This window comes from Streptomyces sp. DG2A-72 (assembly GCF_030499575.1).
Classification (GTDB): domain Bacteria; phylum Actinomycetota; class Actinomycetes; order Streptomycetales; family Streptomycetaceae; genus Streptomyces.
Genome location: NZ_JASTLC010000001.1, coordinates 5,455,901 through 5,474,429, shown reverse-complemented (window position 1 = coordinate 5,474,429; position 18,529 = coordinate 5,455,901). Strand labels below are relative to the sequence as shown.

18 protein-coding genes are annotated in these 18,529 nt (G+C 69.5%); 3 read left to right on the top strand and 15 right to left on the bottom strand.

Annotation, left to right across the window (positions count from 1 at the left end; translation table 11 throughout):
• Positions 1–7 precede the first annotated feature (7 nt).
• The 9 genes from QQY66_RS26160 to QQY66_RS26120 form a co-directional block, all read right to left on the bottom strand.
• A complete protein-coding gene (locus QQY66_RS26160) occupies positions 8–1,504 on the bottom strand; it encodes a CoA-acylating methylmalonate-semialdehyde dehydrogenase (RefSeq protein WP_301982737.1) in 1,497 nt (498 codons plus the stop codon).
• A gap of 29 nt (positions 1,505–1,533) precedes the next feature.
• Positions 1,534–3,417 carry a 3D-(3,5/4)-trihydroxycyclohexane-1,2-dione acylhydrolase (decyclizing) gene (iolD, locus tag QQY66_RS26155; protein WP_301982736.1) on the bottom strand — a complete coding sequence of 628 codons (1,884 nt, stop codon included), beginning with the start codon at positions 3,415–3,417 and terminating at the stop codon, positions 1,534–1,536.
• Positions 3,414–4,295, bottom strand: a complete 882-nt coding sequence (iolB, locus tag QQY66_RS26150) for a 5-deoxy-glucuronate isomerase (RefSeq protein ID WP_301982735.1) — start codon at positions 4,293–4,295, stop codon at positions 3,414–3,416. Before iolB ends, iolD begins: the two co-directional genes overlap by 4 nt.
• On the bottom strand, positions 4,292–5,164 hold the full coding sequence (locus tag QQY66_RS26145; RefSeq protein ID WP_301982734.1) for an aldolase: 873 nt from the start codon (positions 5,162–5,164) through the stop codon (positions 4,292–4,294). Before QQY66_RS26145 ends, iolB begins: the two co-directional genes overlap by 4 nt.
• 4 nt (positions 5,165–5,168) lie before the next feature.
• Positions 5,169–6,149, bottom strand: a complete 981-nt coding sequence (gene iolC, locus QQY66_RS26140; RefSeq protein WP_301982733.1) for a 5-dehydro-2-deoxygluconokinase — start codon at positions 6,147–6,149, stop codon at positions 5,169–5,171.
• 158 nt (positions 6,150–6,307) lie between these two features.
• Entirely contained in the window at positions 6,308–7,165 is an 858-nt protein-coding gene (locus tag QQY66_RS26135) for a sugar phosphate isomerase/epimerase (protein WP_301982732.1), read from the bottom strand.
• 48 nt (positions 7,166–7,213) lie between these two features.
• Entirely contained in the window at positions 7,214–8,128 is a 915-nt protein-coding gene (locus tag QQY66_RS26130; protein ID WP_301982731.1) for an ATP-binding cassette domain-containing protein, read from the bottom strand.
• 5 nt (positions 8,129–8,133) lie between these two features.
• Positions 8,134–9,213 (bottom strand): ABC transporter permease, encoded by a 1,080-nt coding sequence (locus QQY66_RS26125; protein WP_301982730.1) that lies wholly within the window; start codon positions 9,211–9,213, stop codon positions 8,134–8,136.
• Positions 9,213–10,244 carry a substrate-binding domain-containing protein gene (locus tag QQY66_RS26120; RefSeq protein ID WP_301982729.1) on the bottom strand — a complete coding sequence of 344 codons (1,032 nt, stop codon included), beginning with the start codon at positions 10,242–10,244 and terminating at the stop codon, positions 9,213–9,215. The genes QQY66_RS26125 and QQY66_RS26120 overlap by 1 nt, the downstream gene beginning before the upstream one ends.
• A 261-nt stretch (positions 10,245–10,505) precedes the next feature.
• On the opposite strand from QQY66_RS26120, the gene QQY66_RS26115 reads away from it, so the two are divergent.
• Positions 10,506–11,537, top strand: a complete 1,032-nt coding sequence (locus tag QQY66_RS26115) for a LacI family DNA-binding transcriptional regulator (protein WP_301982728.1) — start codon at positions 10,506–10,508, stop codon at positions 11,535–11,537.
• Between the two features lie 285 nt (positions 11,538–11,822).
• Here the strand turns inward: QQY66_RS26115 and QQY66_RS26110 are convergent, their stop codons facing one another.
• From QQY66_RS26110 to QQY66_RS26095, 4 genes are read right to left on the bottom strand one after another with little or no spacing between them, the layout of a single operon-like run.
• Positions 11,823–12,830, bottom strand: coding sequence for an MBL fold metallo-hydrolase (locus tag QQY66_RS26110; protein ID WP_301982727.1), 1,008 nt, complete (start codon positions 12,828–12,830; stop codon positions 11,823–11,825).
• Positions 12,831–12,866: 36 nt separating this feature from the next.
• Positions 12,867–13,301: an enoyl-CoA hydratase/isomerase family protein gene (locus QQY66_RS26105; protein ID WP_301982726.1), complete on the bottom strand. Its 435-nt coding sequence runs from the start codon at positions 13,299–13,301 to the stop codon at positions 12,867–12,869.
• The gene (locus tag QQY66_RS26100) at positions 13,253–13,645 is read right to left on the bottom strand and encodes an enoyl-CoA hydratase/isomerase family protein (RefSeq protein ID WP_301982725.1); all 393 of its coding nucleotides are present in this window, start codon (positions 13,643–13,645) and stop codon (positions 13,253–13,255) included. The genes QQY66_RS26105 and QQY66_RS26100 overlap by 49 nt, the downstream gene beginning before the upstream one ends.
• Positions 13,642–14,547: an NAD(P)-dependent oxidoreductase gene (locus tag QQY66_RS26095; RefSeq protein ID WP_301982724.1), complete on the bottom strand. Its 906-nt coding sequence runs from the start codon at positions 14,545–14,547 to the stop codon at positions 13,642–13,644. The genes QQY66_RS26100 and QQY66_RS26095 overlap by 4 nt, the downstream gene beginning before the upstream one ends.
• A gap of 147 nt (positions 14,548–14,694) precedes the next feature.
• On the opposite strand from QQY66_RS26095, the gene QQY66_RS26090 reads away from it, so the two are divergent.
• Positions 14,695–15,291 (top strand): TetR/AcrR family transcriptional regulator, encoded by a 597-nt coding sequence (locus tag QQY66_RS26090; protein WP_301982723.1) that lies wholly within the window; start codon positions 14,695–14,697, stop codon positions 15,289–15,291.
• A gap of 22 nt (positions 15,292–15,313) precedes the next feature.
• On the opposite strand, the gene QQY66_RS26085 is transcribed toward QQY66_RS26090, so the two are convergent.
• Positions 15,314–16,510: a pyridoxal phosphate-dependent aminotransferase gene (locus QQY66_RS26085; protein ID WP_301982722.1), complete on the bottom strand. Its 1,197-nt coding sequence runs from the start codon at positions 16,508–16,510 to the stop codon at positions 15,314–15,316.
• Complete coding sequence (locus QQY66_RS26080; RefSeq protein ID WP_301982721.1) at positions 16,507–17,418, bottom strand: 2-dehydropantoate 2-reductase; 912 nt, start codon at positions 17,416–17,418, stop codon at positions 16,507–16,509. Before QQY66_RS26080 ends, QQY66_RS26085 begins: the two co-directional genes overlap by 4 nt.
• 265 nt (positions 17,419–17,683) lie before the next feature.
• Between QQY66_RS26080 and QQY66_RS26075 the strand changes: the two genes are divergently transcribed.
• Positions 17,684–17,935, top strand: a complete 252-nt coding sequence (locus QQY66_RS26075; RefSeq protein ID WP_301982720.1) for a hypothetical protein — start codon at positions 17,684–17,686, stop codon at positions 17,933–17,935.
• The last annotated feature ends 594 nt before the right edge of the window (positions 17,936–18,529 follow it).

Here is an 18,529-nt window from a genome sequence, read left to right as displayed (position 1 = left end):
GGGCGCCTCAGCTGGACGTCGGGAAGTTGAACCCGGCGTTGACCTGCTGCTTGGGCTGGGGCCAGCGAGTCGTGACGACCTTGGGGCGGGTGTAGAAGCGGATGCCTTCGGGGCCGTGGATGGGCGAGTCGCCGATGAGGGAGTCCTTCCAGCCGCCGAAGGAGTAGTACGACATCGGGACCGGGACGGGGACGTTGACGCCGATCATGCCGACGTTGATCTTGCGCTGGAAGCGGCGGGCGGCTTCGCCGGAGGCGGTGAACAGGGCGGTGCCGTTGCCGTAGGGGTTGGCGTTGATGAGGTCGATCGCCTGGTCGAGGGAGTCGGCGCGGACGATCGCGAGGACCGGGCCGAACAGTTCCTCCTTGTAGGCGTCCATCTCGGCGGTGACGTGGTCGAGCAGGGACGGACCCGTGAAGAAGCCCTCCTCATGGCCCTCGACCTTGAGTCCACGACCGTCGACGACGACGGTCGCACCCTGGGCGGCGGCACCGCCGACGGCGTTCTCGACACGTTCCTGGGCGGCCTTGGTGACCAGCGGGCCCATCTCGGTGCCGGGCTGGTCGCCGGGGCCGACCTTGACCTCACGGGCCTTGCGCTCGAGTACCTCGACCAGGGCATCGGCGGCGTCCCCGACGGCGACGGCGACGGAGACGGCCATGCAGCGTTCGCCGGCGGAGCCGTAGGCGCCGGCGGTGATGTGATTGGCGGCGAATTCGAGGTCGGCGTCGGGCAGGACGACGGCGTGGTTCTTGGCGCCGCCGAGGGCCTGGACGCGCTTGCCGTGGGCGGTGGCGGTCTCGTGGACGTACTTGGCGATGGGGGTGGAGCCGACGAAGGAGACGGCCCTGATGCCGGGGTGGGTGAGGATGGCGTCGACGGCGGGCTTGCCGCCGTGGACGACGTTGAAGACGCCGTCGGGCAGGCCGGCCTTCTTGTACAGCTCGGCGACGAAGTTGGCGGCGGACGGGTCGCGCTCGCTCGGCTTCAGGATGAAGGTGTTGCCCGTGGCGATGGCGATGGGATGCATCCACAGCGGCACCATCGCCGGGAAGTTGAACGGGGTGATGCCCGCGACCACGCCCAGCGGCTGGCGGAAGTTGTGCACGTCGACGCCGCGGGAGACCTGATCGGAGAAGGATCCCTTGAGCACGTCGCCGAGGCCGCAGGCGAACTCGACGACCTCGCGGCCCCGTGTGATCTCACCGCGGGCGTCGTCGACGGTCTTGCCGTGCTCGGCGGAGATGATCCGGCCCAGCTCCTCCTCGTGCTCCACGAGGAGCTGGCGGAAGGCGAACATCACCTGGGTGCGCTGAGTAAGCGACGACTCCGACCAGGTCTCGAACGCGGCGGAGGCGGCTGCGACGGCGGTGTCCACGTCGGAGGCGCCGCCCAGGACCACCTGGGCCTGCTCGGCGCCGGTGGCCGGGTTGAACACCGGCTGGGTGTCGGCGGCGGAGCCCGGGGCGGGGCTGCCGTTGATCCAGTGCTGGATGGTCTTCACGGTGCGGGTTTCCTTTGTGGGGACGGGGCTTACAGGTAGTGCCGCTGGTTGCGCTTGTTCGCGGCGTACGTCTCGTACGCCGCGCGGGTGGAGTCCAGGGCTGAGGTCTGGCTGACCGGGACGTCCCACCAGCCGTGGCCGGGCGGGTTGGGCCCGTAGAGGTCGGTCTCGACGTGCACGACCGTGGTGCGGGTCGCGGCCTTCGCCTTCTCCATCGCCGAGCGGAACTCCTCGACGCTGGTGGCGTGCAGGACGTCAGCGCCCAGACTGGCGGCATTGGCGGCGAGGTCGACCGGCAGGATGTCGCCGTCGAGCTGGCCCGAATCGCCGTCGCGGAAGCGGTACTTGGTGCCGAAGCGCTGCGAGCCGAGCGATTCCGACAGTGCGCCGATGGAGGCGAAGCCGTGGTTCTGGACGAGGACGATGATGACCTTCAGGCCCTCGGAGACCATGGTGACGATCTCCTGAGCCATCATCAGATACGAGCCGTCACCGACCAGGACCACGACCTCACGCGACGGGTCGGCCATCTTGGCGCCGACGCCCGCGGCGACTTCGTAGCCCATGCAGGAGTAGGCGTACTCGACGTGGTAAGCCTTCGGATCCCGCGCCCGCCACAGCTGCTGCAGGTCGCCGGGCATGGAGCCGGCAGCGTTGATGACGACGGCACGGTCGTCGAGCGCGTCGTTGAGTGCACCGAGGATTTGGGTCTGGGCGGGGAGGTCGCCGGTGTTGCGGTCCGGTGCGAAGCACTCCTCCTCGATCTGCCTGGTACGTGCGATCAGTTCGCGGGTACGAGCCCGGTACTCCGGCTCGACCTCCCAGTCCGTCAGCGCGCCTGCGAGGGCCTGAATGCCGAGGCGGGCGTCGGCCACCAGCGGCTCCGCCGAGTGCTTCACCGCGTCCAGGCGGGCGACGTTGAGGTTGACGAAGGCGACGTCCGGGTTCCCGAAGACTGTGTGGCTGGCGGTGGTGAAGTCGGAGTAGCGGGTGCCGATGCCGAGCACGACATCGGCGTCCTTCGCCAGCTCGTTGGCTGCATACGCGCCGGTCGAGCCGATGCCGCCGACGGCGTAGGGGTGGTTCCAGGGGACCGCCCCCTTGCCGGCGTGGGTGTCGGCGACCGGGACGCCGGTGGCCTCGGCGAAGGCGCGCAGGGCAGTCTCGGCACCGGAGTAGACGACTCCGCCGCCGGCGACGATCAGTGGCTTCTTCGCGCCTCGCAGCAGCGCGGCGGCGCGTTCGACGGCGGCCGGTTCCGGCACCGGGCGGCCCACATGCCACACCCGGCGCCGGAAGAAGTCCACCGGCCAGTCGTATGCCTCGGCCTGCACGTCCTGCGGCAGCGCGAGGGTGACGGCGCCGGTCTCCACCGGGTCGGTCAGCACCCGCATCGCCGCGAGCGCGGCCGGGATGAGCTGCTCGGGGCGCTGGATGCGGTCGAAGTACTTCGATACGGCGCGGAAGGCGTCGTTGACGGTGACGTCCCCGCCGCGGGTGTCCTCCAGCTGCTGCAGGACCGGGTCGGCGGCGCGGGTGGCGAACATGTCGCTGGGGAGCAGTAGCACCGGCAGCCGGTTGGTGGTGGCCAGCGCAGCACCCGTGATCATGTTCGTCGATCCGGGACCCGTCGATGCCGTGCAGGCGAAGGTCGCCAGCCGGTCGCGCATCTTCGCGTACGCCACCGACGCGTGCACCATGCCCTGCTCATTGCGGGCGAGGTAGTAGGGCAGATCGGCCTCTTGGGTCACCGCCGCCTGCAGCAGGGCCTGGCCGATACCGGCCACGTTGCCGTGCCCGAAGATGCCCCACACCCCGGGGATGAGGCGCTGCTCCTGGCCGTCGCGCTCGCTGTACTGGCCGGCCAGGAAGCGGACCAGGGCCTGGGCGGTGGTCAGTCGGACGGTGTTCATCGCTCGTGGGGTCCTTCGAAGGGGAGCCGGTCGTCCACGTCCTGGGAGTCCCAGGTGCCGCGGACCCAGCCGTGGGCGGGGTCGTCGCAGATCAGCCAGGCGCGGTCCTGGCCCGGGCCGGCCATGACGTTGAGGTAGTAGAGGTCGTATCCGGGCGCGGCGATCGACGGGCCGTGCCAGCCGTGCGGGATGAGGACGGTGTCGCCGGAGCGGATCTCGGCGAGCACGTCGATCGGCCGCTCGGGAGTGCCGTAGACACGCTGGTATCCGAAGCCGTTCCCGTCGCCGGAGACCTCGAAGTAGTAGATCTCCTCCAGCTCCGACTCCTCGCCGGGGCGGGCCTCGTCGTGCTTGTGCGGCGGGTACGACGACCAGTTGCCGCCCGGCGTGAGTACCTCGCACACCAACAGCTGCTCGGCCTCGAACGTCCCCGGCAGGCAGTAGTTGTTCACCTGCCGCGAGCACGCCCCGGCGCCGCGCAGCTCTACGGGGACGCCCTCCTTGCGCCCGTACCGAGCCGGTTGACCTCCCTGCTCGGTACGGGCGGAGGGCAGCGCGAACCTCCCACCGGATGCGCTGCTGATCAGGGCCTCCGACTCGCGGGGGAGGTAGGCGAAGTCGGTGACCGAGGCGAACACGCCTGTCCGACCCTCGAGTTCGAAGGACGTGCCGTCCGTGGTGACGGTGCAGGAGCCCGTCAGCGGCAGGACCAGAAACTCGGAGTCATGCGTGGACAGGGCGTGCGCCTCACCCGGCTTCAGGGTCAGGATCCTGAGGCCGGAGTATCCCCAGCCCGCCGACTCCGGCGTGACCAGGAGGTCGTAGGGGCCGTCGGTCCCACTGCCCTTGGGCAGGTAGTACTTGCTGGTCTCGGTCACAGCAGGCTCACCGCCCGGTCCACGGCACCGGCGACATCGCCGTTCGAGGGGTAGAGCAGGGAGCGGCCGACGACCAGGCCCTGCGCGGTGGGCTGCTTGAGCGCCTTGCCCCAGGACACGAAGGCCGCGTCCGGGTCCTTGACCTCGCCGCCCAGCAGCAGGGCGGGCATCGTGGAGGAGGCCAGGACGCGTTCCATGTCCGCCACGACCGGGAGCTTCAGCCACGTGTAGGCGGTGCGCCGGCCCAGGCCCGATGCGATGGTGATGGACTTGATGACCGCGTCGGTGGACAGGTCGTTGCGGATCTTTCCGTCCTGCCAAGCGGAGATGAACGGCTCGACCATCGCGATGAGCCGGCGGTCGTTCAGCTCGTCCACCGCACGGGCGGTGTTCACCAGCGCCGACGGGGTGGCCGCGTCGTCGAGGGCGATGCGGGTGAGCATCTTGCCGCCGTCGAAGCCCATCGCGGCGATCGTGGCGGCGTCGTAGCCGGTGAAGCGGTCGTCGATCTCGAACACCGACCCGGCCAGGCCCGCCCGGTTCATGGAGCCGAAGACGCTCTTGCCGTCCAGGACGCCGAGCAGCAGCAGGTCCTCCAGGATGTCCGCGGTGCCCAGCACACCCGTCACGCCCGGCCGGTCCAGTGCAATGCACAGGCGGTCCAGCAGCCGGGCGCGGTCGGCCATGGCGGTGGGGTCGGAGCCGACGCCGTTGGCGCCGCGCGCGGGGTGGTCGGCGGCGATGATCATCGCCTTGCCGTGCTCGCCAATGAGCGAGGTGGCCTTGATACGGCGTGCGGCCGCGGCCGCTATGGCGCCGGGGTCGTTGACCCGGGCGTCCACGATCCGGCTCACATTGTCGGTCAGCACGTCGTCACGCCTTTCGTTCGGTGGAGGCTTCGGCGGGGGCGAGGGATGCCTCGCGGAGCTTGGCGTTCACCTCGGCCTGAGTGGGCATCGCGTCGGAGCAGGACAGGCGGCCCGCGACGATGGCGCCGGCGGCGTTGGCGAAGGACACGGTCCGGTGGGTGTCCCAGCCGGACAGCAGGCCGTGGCAGAGCGCCCCGCCGAAGGCGTCGCCGGCGCCGAGGCCGTTGACCACATCGACCGGCACCGGCGGGATCTCCGCAGTCGAGCCATCCCGGTCCATCGCCAGGACGCCCTTCGGGCCCCGCTTGACCACGGCCAGCTCCACACCGGCCGCGAGCAGCGCCTTCGCCGCGGCATACGGCTCACGCTCACCGGTGGCGACCTCGCATTCATCGAGATTGCCGACCGCGACGGTCGTATGGCGCAGGGCCTCGGCGTAGAAGGACCGTGCCTCGGCCGGGTCGGCCCAGAACATCGGCCGCCAGTCCAGGTCGAAGACCGTCACGCCCGCCTTGGCGCGATGCGCGAGGGCGGCCAGGGTGGCCGAACGGCTCGGCTCCTCGCTCAGCCCCGTACCCGTGAACCAGAAGATCGCCGCGTCCCGTACCGCGCCCAGATCCAGCTCGTCCGCCTGGATGTCCAGATCGGGAGCCTTCGGCAGGCGGTAGAAGTACAGCGGGAAGTCGTCCGGCGGGAAGATCTCGCAGAACGTCACCGGCGTCGGCGCAATGTCCGACGTACCTACGAATCGGCTGTCGACTCCGTAGCCCTCCAGGGCGGTGCGGACGAAGCCGCCGAACGGGTCCCGGCCCGTCTTGGTGATCACGGCTGCGGAATGCCCGTAGCGGGCGGCGGCGACGGCAACGTTGGTGGGGCTGCCACCGAGGTACTTGCCGAACGAGGTGACATCCGCCAGTCCCACGCCCGTCTGGAGCGGATACACATCCACGCCCACACGGCCGATGGTCAGCACTTCGAACGGCATAACGCTGGTTTCCCTTCGCTCCGGAGACTCCGGGTGGTGGAGTGGGGACTGGGGACTTAAAGCGCTTTAAAAGCGTCCCACAGAGAACGATGCCCCCAGCTCAAATGTCATGTCAATAGGTTGTTACGACGAGATGCCGCCAGTCGCCGACGCACCTCTCAGGACCAGCGCGCCAGGTACTCGGCGATCTTCTCGCGCATGAAGAGGGACGACTCCTTGGCCCGCTCCTCCCAGGCGAAGACGCAGGCAGTGAGGGTGCCGTCGAAGCCGTTCGCGCGCAGCTCGCGGAAGAGCTCGTCGAAGTCGACCTCGCCCTGACCGATGTCCAGGTGCTGGTGGATCCGCGCCGGCGTGCCGGGCGGGTTGAGGATGTACCGGTTGCCGGACGACGCGGTGTGGTCGAAGGCGTCCGCGAGGTGGACGTGGGCGAGCAGGTCGCCCGCGTACTCGATGATCCCGGGGGCGTCGTTGCCGATGTGGAACGTGTGCGGCGCGCAGTACAGGAAGCTGACGTTGGGGTGATTGATGCCCCGGATCAGGTTGACCGCGTCGTAGCCGTTCTCGATGAAGTCGTCCGGGTGGGGCTCCAGCGCGAGCTTGATGCCTTCACGCTCGAACACCGGCAGCAACTCGTCCAGTGACTTCCAGAACTGCGCCTCGCTGCGGTCCGACTCCTCGGGGCGGCCGTTGAACTCGGAGATCATGCTGTCCACACCGAGGTCCGCGCAGATCTGGATGGACCGCTTCCAGTAGCGGACGGCGGCCTGGCGGGCGTCCTCGTCCGGGCCGGACCAGCGGAACAGCGGCAGGAGCGAGGAGATGCCGACGCCCGCCGAGTCCAGGGCCTTGCGGAACTTCCGTACCGTGGCGTCGTCGACGCGCGGGTGCCGGAAGAAGGGGATGAAGTCCTCCCGGGGCGAGAGTTCGATCCACTCATAGCCCAACTCGGCCACCACAGCCGGGAGTTCGAGCAATGGCACGTTGCGGATCATGTACGGGTCGAGGGCGATCTTCATGGGGGAATGCCTTCGGGTCAGTAGGAGAGGGTGGAACGTGCGCCGTCGTCAGCGGGAGCTTTCAGGCGCGGTGGCCACGGGTGCGGTGAGGTCTTCCTCTTCCGGAAGCTCTTCGACGTCCACACCACGCACCTGGCTCAACTCGTGCTTGAGAGCGGCGAGTTCGGTGCCGCCCGCCATGTGGTTGGTCAGCTCTTCGAGGCTGATCCGGCTGCGCTCGGCGGAGAGTTCGAGGGTGCCGAGGCGCAGCACGCTGAAGTGGTCGCCGACCATGTAGGCGTGGTGGGGGTTGTGGGTGATGAAGATGACGCCGAGGCCGCGGTCGCGGGCGGCGGCGATGTACTTCAGGACCACGCCGGACTGCTTGACGCCGAGGGCGGCGGTGGGCTCGTCCAGGATGAGGACGCGGGCGCCGAAGTACACGGCGCGGGCGATCGCCACGCACTGGCGCTGGCCGCCGGAGAGCGTGCCGATGGGCTGCTCGAGGTCATCGAGGATGATGCCCATGTTGCGCAGCTCTTCGTCGGCCGTCTTCTTCATCCGCTCGATGTCGAGGCGGCGGACGGGCCAGGGGCCCTTGGTCATCTCGGAGCCGAGGAAGAAGTTCCGCCAGACCGGCATCAGCGGGACCACGGCGAGGTCCTGGTAGACGGTGGCGATGCCCTTGTCGAGGGCCTCGCGCGGGGTGGAGAAGCGTACCGGCTCGCCGTCGACGAGGAACTGGCCCTCGGTGTGCTGGTGCAGCCCCGAGATGATCTTGATGAGGGTCGACTTGCCGGCGCCGTTGTCGCCGAGCACGCAGGTCACCTGGCCCGGGTGCACGGCGAGGCTAACACCGTGCAGGGCGCGGATGTTGCCGTAGGACTTGCCGGCGTTGCGCAGTTCGACGACGGCGCTGCCGTCGTTCCGTGCGGTGTCCTGGAGGACGGCGCCGTGGGTGCCGGTTCCTTGGGTGGTCGTCATGGGGGTCACCTCCGGGCCGCCGTGCGGCTGACCCACAGATTGATGAGGGTGGCGCCGAGGAGCATCACGCCGAGGAATGCCTTGAACCAGTCCGGGTTCCAGCCGGCGTAGACGATGCCCTGCTGGACCATGCCGAACATGAAGGCGCCGAAGACCGGGCCGATCGCCGAACCGGAGCCGCCGGTGAGCAGACAGCCGCCGATCACCGCTGCGGCGATGTAGATCAGCTCCTGGCCCACGCCCTCACCCGACTGGACGGTGTTGAAGGCGAACAGCTGGTGCATGCCGACGAACCAGGCGCCGAAGCCGACCAGCATGAACAGGGAGATCTTGGTGAAGGTCACCGGTACGCCCACCGCGCGGGCGGACTGCTGGTTGCCGCCGACCGCGAAGATCCAGTTGCCGTACTTGGTGCGGAGCAGCACCCAGGTGGCGATGGCCGCGAAGACCAGCCACCACACCACCGTGATCTTGACGTTGACCCCGCCGACGTCGAAGGAGGAGGCGAACAGGGCCTTGGCCTGGTCGAAGCCGTCCATGGTGCTGATGTCGTCGGTGGCGACGTTCCCGGTGACCAGCTTGGTCACCGCGAGGTTCACACCCTGGAGGATCAGGAAGCTCCCCAGCGTGATCAGGAAGCTCGGCAGACCGGTCTTGACCAGCATCCAGCCGTTGAACAGCCCCACCGCCAGCGACACCGCGAGGGCGACGATCACGCCGACCCACACGTTCATGCTCAGTTGGTAGGCCGTCATGCTGGCGGTCAGGGCCGAGGTGATCACCGCGACACCGGCCGACAGGTCGAACTCGCCGCCGATCATCAGCAGCGCGACCGGCAGGGCCATGATCCCGATGGTCGAGGACTGGTAGAGGACGTTGGCCATCGAGCTGCCGTCCCGTACCGGGGGCGCCGCGACCAGGAAGAACACGAACACCGCGACGGCGCCGAGGAAGACACCGATCTCGGGACGGGCGAGCAGCCGAAGCGCCAGAGGCCGCTGCTGGGTCCGCCCGTCGGTCTCCTTGCCGGGGCCGGAGGCCGGCGGTGTGGTCACCGCCGGCGCAGCCTGTTGGGCCATGCTCATCACCGGGTGCCCTTCGCGGCGAACGTGCCGATGGCGTCGACGTTGGACTTGTCCACGAAGGCCGGACCGGTCAGGATCGGCGCCTCACCGCCGCCGCTGTAGTTGCCGTTGTTCTTGTAGAGCCACAGGGAGTCGACGGCGAGGTAGCCCTGGAGGTAGGGCTGCTGGTCGACGGCGAACTCGATGGAGCCGTCCTTGATGGCCGCGATGAGCTCCTTGTTCAGGTCGAAGGTGGCGATCTTCGCCTTGCTGCCCGTCTCGTCCACCGACTGCGCGGCGGTCAGCGCGATCGGGGCGGCGAGCGTCACGACCTGGCCGATGGAGGAGTCCTGCTTGAGCTTGGCGGTGATCGTGGACTTCACCGACGGCATGTCGGCGCCGTTGACGTAGAGCTTGTCGGTCTTTCCCTTGAAGCCTTTCTCCACGCCGGCGCAGCGCTGCTCCAGGTTGACCGCGCCCTGGACCTGGACCACGCACAGGGCGTGCTTGGCGCCGGTGGAGTTGAGCTTGGTGCCCAGCGCCTCGCCGGAGACGGCCTCGTCCTGGCCGAAGAAGGACAGCAGGCCCTGCTTCTGCCAGTCGGGCATGCCCGCGTTGAAGCCGACGACCGGGATGCCGGCCTTGACGGCCTTGGCGACGACGTCCTTCATGGCGTCCGGCTTGGCGAGGGTGACGGCGATGCCGTCGACCTTCTGGTCGATCGCGTTCTGCACCAGGGCCGCCTGATCGGCAGCGGCATCGTCGCTGGAGTAGATCAGCTTGACGTTGTCCTTGGCCGCGGCGACCTCGGCACCCTTGCGGATGGTGTCCCAGAAGGTGTCGCCGGCGGGCGCGTGGGCGACCATCGCGATCGTCATACGGGGCGTGGTGGCCCTGCCCGCGGACACGCCGCTGTCGGCGTCCTCCGCCTTCTTTCCACCGGAGCTGCTGGAACAGCCGGCGAGGACCAGCGTGGCCGCGGCGGCCACGGCCACAGCGGGGGCGAGTCTGCGGGAGCGGGAATGGGGGCGGGGGCGGAATGTGCTGTTCATCGTCGGTGCACCTCACTGTGCGACGGAGGGGAGGCAGGACAGGCAGAGGGGGGAGGAAGTGGGGGAGGGATGCCGACGGCCGTGGGTGGGCCGGGCGGTGGGTGCGATGCCTCCCTCGGGGTGATGACGGGATGACTCGCTCGAACCAACTTGGTTGGAACAACAGGACAAATTAAAGCGCTTTAAGTCCTGGTACTATCGGCTCGTTTCGTGAGCGTGTCAAGGGTGTTGCGCGAGGAGATTTGCCGCAGGGAGGCACACGTGAGTGAGGTCGGGGCCGCAGGTCACCGGAACGGCGCCAACAAGCGTCCCCGGCTGGAGGACGTGGCTGCCCGCGTGGGCCTGTCCACCGCGTCCGTGTCCCTGGTGCTGCGCGGTGTTCCCGGCCCCAGCGAGCGCACCCGGCAGCGGGTCCTGAAGGCGGCCGCCGACCTCGGCTACCAGGTGGACCGCACCGCCAGCATGCTCGCCAGCAGGCGCACCCGGCTGCTCGGCGTCATGGTCGACATCCACAGCCCCTTCCACGCCGAACTGGTCGAGCACCTGCACACGGCCGCCGAGGAGGTCGGCTACGACCTCGTCCTCAGCACCCAGACCCGCACCCGCGACGAGCACACCGCTGTCGAGACACTGCTCGCCTTCCGCAGCGAGGCCCTGATCCTCCTCGGCCCGACCGCCCCCGCGGACACGCTCGCCGCGCTCGACGGCAAGGCTCCCGTCATCGCCGTCGGCCGCCGGATCCCCGACGCCGGGCTGGACGTCGTCCGCACCGCGGACGACGACGGAGTCGGCCAGATAGTCGACCACCTGGCCGGACTCGGTCACCGGTCGATCGCCTACGTGGACGGCGGCAAGGGGGTGATCGCCACGGACCGGCGCCGCGGGTACCGCACCGCCATGCGCCGCCACGGCCTGGACGCGCACATCCGCATCCTGCACGGAGACAACACCGAGGCGGCCGGCGAACGAGCCGCCCGCCACCTCCTCGACTCCGGCGACCTGCCCACCGCCGTGGTCGCCTTCAACGACCAGTGCGCCATCGGCGTGCTGACCGCCCTGTCCCGGGCCGGCGTCGCCGTACCGGGCGAGGTGTCCGTGGCCGGCTACGACGACGACACCCTCTCCCGGCTCAGCTGTTTCAACCTGACCACCGTGAGCCAGAACGCGCGGGAGCAGGCGCGGCATGCGGTGGCCGCCGCCGTCGAACGCCTCGACCAGGACCGCACCGAACCAAGGGAGGTCGTTCTCCCGCCACGCCTCGTGGTACGGGGAAGCACCATCGAGTCCGCCTGACCTGCTGTCTGCGTCGAACCCAGTGGCCGGCACCCACAGCCGCGGCGCCTCGCTGCCCGTGGGAGCCAGGTAGTCGCGTCCCCGGCGGCGAAGTCGACGGCCGGCACACAAACGATCAGGCACTCCCGGCGAAGGCCGTTTCGGCTCCGGTGTGCGTGTCGGTGGCCCAAGCCGTGCACGGCGTCCTGCTCGCGGCTGCCCGGGACTATGCGGCGGACGTGGCCGCAGGAGAGTTCCCAGGGTCGGAGCACACCTTCCAGTAGTGGTTCGCGGAACCGACGGGCCTCACGTCGGTTCCGCGGCTGCTTCCGTTCCCGTCGGTGCTGTCGCAGGCCAGTCACGGGGGAACGGCACTCGCAGGGTTGCCGCCGCGACTGGCGTGTGCGCGGAGCTCGCGTACAGTCGCCCGTCGCGTAGAACGATGGCGCCGCTGCGCAGCATCGTGTCGACCAGTTCGGCGGCGAGCGCCTCCGATGTCCTGCCCAGGAGCCGCGCCGCGTCCGTCAGCCAGGCCCGGGCGTGCAGGTAGGGCTCGACCGTGTCCGCAGGAATGCCGTCACGGATCATCAGGGCGAAGGCGAAGATCCGGCGTGCGCCGTACCAGACCGCACCGGCCGGATCGTCGACGAGGCGCTGGGCGCGGCGGATCGCGGCGGCGAACGCGGCGCTGGGGTCGGCGGGAAGCGGCCCGTGGGCGGGCAGCAGCAAGCGGGGTCGGAGGTCGGCCAGTTGGTGCAGGGAGGCGAGTGCGGTGGTGGCGGCGTCGGGGCCGTCGAGGGCGAGGTTGACCCATCCGACGTCGTAGTCCGACAGGGCGTCGCCGACCACCAGCAGCCGCTCCTCGGGCTGCCACAACGACAGATGGCCGGGGGTGTGCCCAGGTGTGTGTACGACCGTCCAGTCGGCGTCGCCGAGTCGGAGGACCTGCTCGTCATGGAGTGGTTCGTCGACGGTGTAGGGGCTGACCGGTTGGTCGAGGTACTCCGCCAGGCAGCAGCCCGGGTCGCGGCGGGCAACGGCCTGGGCGTCCGGTGCGCTTGCCGCGATGCCGGCGCCCATGGACTGCAGCAGCCCGTTGCCCCCGACGTGGTCGGAATGCCAGTGGGTGTTCACCACGAGTGCGACGCGCCCCGTGTGCGCGCGGGCCCATGCGGCGGTCTCCTGCGCATGGCCGACGAAACCGCTGTCCACCAGGGCCGGTTGACGCCCGTGCAGCAGGAGCAGGTTGGCGTCGGGAAAGGGCCTGCTCTGCCAGATCACCCAGGCCGGGAGCTGCTTGCCGCCATCATCCATGAACAACATCCTTGTCGACGCAGGCAGTTGACGGGCTCACCACTCCGCGGGGCGGCCCTTGAGCTGCTGCCAGTAACGCCGGTGGGCGTGCCGGGCCTGGTCGCTCGTCATGCCGGCGGGAAGCTCCTTGTCCAGCGGGTCGGCGAGTTCGGCGATGTCGCGCAGGGTGGCGGCCTGGCAGGCCCGCTTGGTGAACGCGTACTGCTCGATGCAGTCCTCGGGCGTCTGTTCGGCGACGGCGACGGCCCGGTCCAGCAGTTCCTCGGCCGGCCCCAGCTCGTGCACCATGCCCAGGGTGTGGGCCTGGGCCGGGGTGAAGATCTCCCCGAGCAGGCATACGCGGGATGCGACCGGTTCGCCCCAGGCGTGGGCGAGCATCCGGACGTACACCGCGGGCATCGGGATGCCGATCGGCACCTCGTTCAGGCCGAAGCGTGCCCCCGCGGCGACGGCGACGCGGTAGTCACACACGGCGGCGGTATCAGTCCTCCGGCGAAGGCGTGTCCGTTGACCGCGGCGACGGTCGGGCGGGGGTAGGTGAACAGCCGCATGTTCGTGGCCCGGTAGTCCTGGAACCAGGACGCGACGGCCTCCGGGTCGCCCGCGATGAGCGGGAAGTGCTCGCCCAGGTCGAGGCCGGCGGAGAAGCGGGAGCCGGTGCCGGTCAGGACGACTGGGGAGTCGGCGTGGTCGCGTTCGAGCCGGTCGAAGGCGTCGTGCAGGTCGGCGAAGAAGGCACGGTTCTGCGCGTTGACCGGGTTGGTCGTCATGGTCACGACGGCGACGCGGCCGCGCCGCTCGATCGTCCAACTCATGCTCGTTCCTCCAGACGGACGGGTACGGGAGTGCCGTCGGCCCGGGCCTCCAGGGCGCGCAGAACGGCCACCATGTCCTCGCCGCCGTGGCCCTGTTCGACGGTCTCGCCGTAGAGGGTGTGGCAGACGTCGAGGAGCGGGGAGGCCAGGTCGGCCTTGCGGGCGGCCTCCGCGATCAGGCGGTTGTTCTTGAGGACGTCCGCGGCGGCTGCCTGGACGGTGAAGTCGCGGGTCAGCAGCTTGGACCCCTTGACGCGGGAGACGGCGCTGGCCATGGGGCCCGCGTCCAGGACGTCCCGGAGCAGGCGCTGGTCCAGTCCGTGCCGGTCGGCGAAGTGGAACGCCTCGGTCAGCCCGGTCACCATCGTGATCAGGAACAGGTTCACCGAGAACTTCATCAGCAGCGCGCCCGGCACCGCGCCGCAGTCGAACGTCTCTCGGCACATGGGGGCCAGCAAGGGCCGTACGGCTTCCACGGCATCGTCGTCACCAGCCAGCATGCCCACCAGCTCGCCCTGCTCGGCCGGGACGCGGGATCCGGAGACTGGGGACTCGACATAGCGCCCGCCCGCAGCCCGGATGTCGTCCTGCAGGTTGCCCGAGTACTCGGCTGAAGTCGTACCCATGTGAACGACGGTGTGCCCGGTGACGCGTGCGGCGAAGTCCCGGGTGCCGCGCCTCAGGACCACGTCGATCGCGGCCTCGTCGGCCAGCATGAGGATCACGGTCTCGGTCCGGTCGAAGACCTCGGCGGCGCTCGCCGCGACCTCGGCCCCGGCGGCGCGCAGGGGTTCGCACCGGCCGGGGGTGCGGTTCCACACGACCAGCGGCGTCCCGGCACGGGCGAGGTTGAGGGCCATGGGCTGCCCCATGACTCCGAGGCCGACGAAACCGACGTACACGATGCACCGCCTTTTCCGGTTCACGCGGAGAGCGAGCCGTCGCCGCCATCACCACTGACTATGACAGCGGTCATAGTAGCCGGCTCTATGACGGTGGTCATAGGGTGGGTTCCGGAACAGCCGGGACATGGTCGGTGGAGGTCGAAAATGGCGGTGGTCGAACGGGGGCCGCGCGAGCGGATGGTCTTCAGCGCGGCCCAGCTGATCCGGCGAGACGGGGTCGCCTCCACCGGTATGCGGGAGGTGGCGGCCCACGCCGACGCGCCGCGCGGTTCGCTCCAGCACTACTTTCCAGGCGGCAAGGAGCAGCTGGTCAACGAGGCTGTGGGCTGGGCGGGCCGGTACGCGGGCAACCGTGTCGCCCGCTTCCTGGCCGCGCTGCCCGAGCCGACGCCCAGCGGGCTGTTCGCCGAAATGGTGCGCCAGTGGACCGACGAGTACCAGAGCGCCGGCTTCGCGGGCGGCTGTCCCGTGGCCGCCGCCACGGTGGACTGCGCGGAGTCCACCGCGTCCACGCGGGAGGCCGCGGCCGCCGCGTTCGCCGCCTGGACCGGACCGGTGGCCGGGGCCCTGGCGGACATGGGGGTGCCCGAGGAGCGGGCCGGTGGGCTGGCCACACTCATGATCAGCGCCCTGGAGGGGGCGATCCTCATGTCCCGGGCCGAGCGGGACGTACGCCCGCTGACGACCGTGGCCCGGGAACTCACTCCCCTCCTCGACGCGGCGGTGAGTGGTGAATGGTGAATAGGACGGCTGACCGGTCGTCCTACTGAAGCGTGGCCATGAACTTCCCGAGCCGGGCGATGCCCTCGCGGAGCTCGTCGGCCGACGCCGCGTACGACAGCCGTACGTGGCTGTCCGCCGTGTGGATGCCGAAGTCCCTACCCGGGGTAAGGGCGACGTGGGCCTCCTGGAGCGCCCGTTCGCAGAACTGCCACGAGGTGAGTCCGGTGCCGCTGACGTCGAAGTAGATGTAGAAGGCGCCGTCGGGCGGTACGGGGACCGGCAATCCGATGCGTGCCAGGCCGTCGAGGACCAGCGCGCGCCGCTCGGCGAACTCGGCGCGGCGGGCCTCGCAGACGGCGAGGGAGTCGGCGGTGAAGCAGGACAGGGCGGCGTGCTGGGCGGGAGCGGGCGCGCACAGGAAGTAGTTCTGCGCCAGGCGTTCCATCGCCGGTACGAGCGTCTCCGGCACGATGCACCAGCCCAGGCGCCAGCCGGTCATGCCGAAGTACTTCGAGAAGCTGTTGATGACGACGGCGTCGGGGTCGTACGACAGCGCGCTGCGCGGAGGCCGGTCTTGGGCGTCGTGGTCGCCGAGGTTGAGGTAGATCTCGTCGACGATGCGCCACGCGTCGCGCTCGCGTGCAAGGTCGCAGATCGCCGCGAGTTCGTCGGCCGGGACCGAGGTGCCCGTCGGGTTCGAGGGGGTGGCGATCATGATCCCGCGGGTGCGGTTCGTCCAGTGTGAGCGAACCGATCGAGCATCCAGCTGGAATCGGGTTTCGGCGGTGGTGGGGACGAGTGTGACCTGGGCGCCGAAGCTCTCGGCGATCTGCCGGTTGCAGGGGTAGGAGGGGTCTGCGATGAGCACCTCGTCGCCGGGATCGACGAGCGCGGCGGTGGCCAGCACCAGCGCGGCCGAGGCCCCTGCCGTCACGACGACCCGTGCCGGGTCGATCTCCACGCCGTGTTGATCGTCGTAGAAGCGTGCGATCGCCTGTCGTAGCGCGGGTAGTCCGAGGGCCGCGGTGTAGGGCATGGGCCGTCCGTCCATGGCCTCGCGCATCGCGTTCCGTACGGCCGGGGGCGCGCCGAAGTCCGGTTCGCCGATGCTGAGTTTGACGACGTGATGCCCTTGGGCCTCCAGGGCGGCGGCCTGCCTGCCGAACTCCATGGCGTAGAACGGGGCGACGGCCTGGGCGCGTTGCGAGATCCGTATGTGGCTCATGGTGTTGCTCATGCCGTGACCTCCGGCTCGATGGCGGACAGAAGGGCCAGGACGAACCGGTTGGCCGGAACGTCGATGCCGTGCCGTTCGGCGGCGCGCGCCACGGCACCGGTGAGGGCGTCGTGTTCGAGCGGGCGGCCGGCGAGCCGGTCTTCCCGCATCGAAGTGGTGCTGCCCTCGGGGACGTGCTGGAGCCAGTGCATCGCGCGGTCGATGTGCTCGTCCGTGAGCACCGCGCCGTCGGCCCGGCCGACTTCGACGGCCTCGGCCATGATGCGCCGGCCGATGCGCTCGATCTCGGGATCGCGCATGACCTCGGCGCGACGGCCGGTGAGGGCGGTGAGCGGGTTCGCGGTGATGTTGGTGAGCAGCTTGGCCCATGCGACAGTCGTGAAGTCGGCCTCGGTGGAGGTGCGTATCCCGCCGGCGTTCAGCTCCGCTGCGAGGGCGACACCGTCCGCGTCGTCGGGCACGGCGACGTCGTGCGTGCCCACCCGCCTGAGGATCGCGTGACCTGGTTGCGTGCGCTCGACGTTGAGGTACACGACGCTCGGAACGATCCGAGCCGGGCCGACGTACGGGAGGACACGCTCGCGGTGTTCGACGCCGTTCTGCGCGACGAGCACCGTCACCTCGGGGCGCGCGAGCGCACGCAGCCAGTCCGCGGCCGTCGGCGTGTGGTGGGCCTTCACGGCGACGACCGCGGTGGTGTGCTCCGCGATGGCGGCCGGGTCGGTGACGTGCCGGACGGGCCGGCTTTGCGGTACGCCGTCCTCGGTGATCTCGATGTGGTCGATGGGCGTGCGTCCGCCGCAGACCGTGATCGGTCGGCCGGTGCGGGCCAGCGCGGAGGCCAAAGAGAGGCCAATCGCACCCGCACCGATGACCGCTACGGGTCCCGTGCTCGCGAGTTGGTTCATGACGTCTTCCTGGGGGTGGCGGTCAGGGAGCGCTTGTGCAGGCAGCAGACGGGAATCACCGTCCGGTGACGGAAAGGGTCCCGGATCACCGGGATCGCCGGGATCAGCGGGAGCAGGTCGGGAACTCATCAGCGGCTCTCTCCCGCTGCAACCCTGATGGGGGCAAAGTTTATGCGCCAGGCCATGGAAAGTGTTGTCGTCTTGACCCCCGAAACGGCCCTCAAGAGCAAGAAACGTCGCTCTGGCGTGCCTCACAGGGAAAATATTGCGGAAGTTCGCCAAGGGCACGAACTTCGCCGAGATCAGCCGGATCACGGCAAACCCGTACTTCAACTACGAGGCGATACCAGCCGAGCAGAACCGCGACGACGCCAACTGCTGCCACTGGAACGGTCCGAGCTGGCCGTACCAGACCAGCCAGATCCTCACCGGCCTGGCGAACCTGCTCCAGGACTACCCCGCGCAGAACTTCGTCACCAAGGCCGACTACCAGACGATGCTGGCCCACTCCGGATAGGAGTTTGCCTTGCCCAGGTCGGTCAGGTGGGGGACTCTCCGCCCTCGCAGGCGTGGTGACCGTCGCGGTCACCCTGTTGGGCGCCGGTAGCGCGAGACGTCGACCTTGCATTGTCGGCGCAGCAGCACCCGGGGGTCCGGAAACGAGGGCGGCCAGGACAGTCACCCTCATCACCGGAGACCCGTCGCGCGATGAACCTCGGCGGGGCCGGGACAGCACAACCGCCCCAGCCCTGACATGACTGCACCCGCAACTCGTTTCACCGAGCCCTTCAACGGACATGCGCCCAACGGCGCTTGCCACGGAAATGACAACGCCGACGAACGCCCCGTTGCAGGCTCGTGCCCAATCCGTGCCCGTAAGGACGGACAGCCACGGTCAACAGCGGTGCAGTCAGTCCGCTCCATCCACCCGCCGCACCGACATCCCCGCAGGTCAGCGGCCATGCGTCCCGCTGAGCGCCGTCGCTTCCCAAGCTGAGAGCGCGAGTTCGATTCTCGTCACCCGCTCCAGAGAGAGACCGCAGGTCAGTGGCCTGGGGTTTGTTTGTTGCCCAAGTCCCTTGTGACAGCCAGGGCTTCGCTATAGGAATGT